Below are 2,279 nucleotides of genomic sequence, written 5' to 3'. Positions count from 1 at the left end.
GCGCCGAATTGTGGGGCGGACGCATCCTGAGCGCGCTGGTGATCCTGTTCCTGCTGTTCGACGGCACGATCAAGCTCATCCCGCTTCCGGTCGTCACGCAGACGATGGATCAGATGGGCTATGGTGGCAGCGATGCGATGGCACGCATGCTCGGGCTGATCACGCTGCTCTGCACCTTGCTCTATGCGCTGCCGGCGACCTCGCTGCTGGGCGCGATCCTGCTCACCGGCTATCTCGGCGGCGCGATCGCCTCGCATGTCCGCATCGGCAGTCCGCTGTTCAGCCACGTGCTGTTCGGCCTCTATCTCGGGCTGATGGTGTGGGGCGGATTGTGGCTGCGCGACCGCCGCCTGCGCGCGCTGCTGCCGTTGCGCTGACGCCTGACATTTCCAACCAAGGAGGATGACATGATCTGCCCCTATCTCACTTTCAACGGCGATTGCGCGCAGGCGCTCCAGCATTATGGCGAAGTGCTCGGCGCCAAGGTCGACATGATGATGCGCTATGGCGAAGCTCCGCCGGAGATGCCCTGTGCGCCGGAGCACAGGGACAGGATCATGCACGTCCGGTTCTCGATCTCGGGCGATGTCATCATGGCCTCCGACTCGCCGCCCGAATACTACCAGGGCAAGCCGAACGGCATTTCGGTCTCGCTGCAGATCAACGATCCCGCCGAGGCCGAGCGCAAGTTCAATGCGCTGATCGCTGGCGGCACCGTCACCATGCCGTTCGGCCGGACGTTCTGGTCCAAGGGCTTCGGCATGGGCGTCGATCGCTTCGGCATCCCCTGGATGATCAATTCGCCCGCCGACGGCTACGCGGCGTAACGCCGCTAGCGGCAGGGCGCGTACATCGCCTTGAGTTCGCGCCCGCGTAGTACCAGGAGCCGCGACGTCAATCCGCCGCGGCGGATGATCCAGCCGCGCACCGGCGCGGGATAGGTCTGCAGCACCAGCTTGGAGGCCTCGGGCTCGGCATAGCTGCGGCCGCGGCGGTCGACCGAGCGGGCGGCGTGGAAGCCGAGCACGGCGCGCCGCGTCACGCAGATGCGCTCCTCGGGCACCAGGCTCAGCACCAGCGTGCAGGCCGACAGGCAGGGGCCATCGATGATGACGCGCTCGCCGGAGGCGCGCACCTTCTCGAACAGATCGAGGAACGGGCCGACCTCGCCGCCGGGCGAGGAGATGATCCGGACATCGGCCCGTGCCAGCATCGTGGCGATGCCCCACAGCACCACCGCGAGCAGCAAGGTCAGGATGATCCGCATCCGGCTCGGCATCGTCTCATGCGTTCCTGCGTTGGCCGCGCAACGTCGGCAAACCGATTCCGGCAGCATCGAAGCCGCCGTCCACGGCGAGCACCTGGCCCGTGATGTAGCTCGACCGCTCCGAGCTCAGGAAGAAGATGGCCTCCGCCAGCTCCTCTTCAAGCCCGTAGCGATTGAGCGGGATGGCGTCGTGATAGTCGGCGCGGATCTCCGGCGTGTGCACGGCCTTGGCCATCGCGGTCTCAACCGGGCCGGGCGCCACGGCGTTGACGCGGATGCCGGCCGAGGCGAGCTCGACGGCGAGCTGCTTGGTGAGGTGCGCCAGCGCCGCCTTGCTGGTGCCGTAGGCGGACCGCAGCGTCGAAGCGCGCACCGCCGAGATCGAGGTGATGTTGACGATCGCGCCGCCATATTCGCGCATCAGCGGCACCGCGGCGCGGGTGCAAAGGAACGGTCCGGTCAGGTTCACGTCGAGGATGCGCTGCCAGTCGGTCTCGCTGGTTTCCATGATCGGCGCGAACCGCGCGACCCCGGCATTGTTCACCAGCGCATCGAGCCGGCCGAACCGCTTGGCGATGCGCTCCAGCGCATCCGCCACCATGGCGGCATCGGAGACATCGCAATGCAGCGCCAGCGTGCGATCGGGAGATTTGAGCGCAGCAGTCGCATCGGTTAACAGCTTGGCTTCGATGTCGAGCAGGGCCACGCGCCAACCTTCGTGAAGAAAGCGCTTGGCGGTCGCGAGCCCGATACCGCGCGCGGCGCCGGTGATCAGGGCGACCTTCTCGGTGAGCTCGGGTGATTCCGTCACGATTTTCGGCTCCTCGGGCCGGCGTTCCGGCTCTTGCTCTGCGTTGCGTCCTAACACGGGCTGCGCGCAGCAGCTGTGAAGGCCGTCACATTTGTCAGTGTGCGGTCAATCGAACTCCGCGGCGGAATAGCGCAGCGAAGCGCAGTCGTTGTCAAACAGCCAAGGGTAGTAACAGGCGCATCAGTTCGCGTTCTCGCGGCG

4 protein-coding genes are annotated in these 2,279 nt (G+C 66.4%); 2 read left to right on the top strand and 2 right to left on the bottom strand.

Features of this window, described 5'->3' with window-relative positions; all coding sequences use genetic code 11:
• Positions 1-8: 8 nt before the first annotated feature.
• Positions 9-377 (top strand): DoxX family protein, encoded by a 369-nt coding sequence (locus tag BRAS3809_RS24765; protein ID WP_008964771.1) that lies wholly within the window; start codon positions 9-11, stop codon positions 375-377.
• A gap of 30 nt (positions 378-407) precedes the next feature.
• The gene (locus BRAS3809_RS24760; protein WP_008964770.1) at positions 408-827 is read left to right on the top strand and encodes a VOC family protein; all 420 of its coding nucleotides are present in this window, start codon (positions 408-410) and stop codon (positions 825-827) included.
• A 5-nt stretch (positions 828-832) separates the two neighbouring features.
• Here BRAS3809_RS24760 and BRAS3809_RS24755 read toward each other — a convergent pair whose 3' ends face one another.
• Positions 833-1,279, bottom strand: coding sequence for a hypothetical protein (locus BRAS3809_RS24755; RefSeq protein WP_008964769.1), 447 nt, complete (start codon positions 1,277-1,279; stop codon positions 833-835).
• Positions 1,280-1,283: 4 nt separating this feature from the next.
• Positions 1,284-2,078, bottom strand: a complete 795-nt coding sequence (locus tag BRAS3809_RS24750; protein WP_008964768.1) for an SDR family NAD(P)-dependent oxidoreductase — start codon at positions 2,076-2,078, stop codon at positions 1,284-1,286.
• Positions 2,079-2,279 lie beyond the last annotated feature (201 nt).

Origin of the sequence: Bradyrhizobium sp. STM 3809, assembly GCF_000239795.1 — a bacterium.
Classification (GTDB): Bacteria; Pseudomonadota; Alphaproteobacteria; order Rhizobiales; family Xanthobacteraceae; genus Bradyrhizobium.
This window is presented reverse-complemented; position numbering and strand designations above follow the sequence as displayed.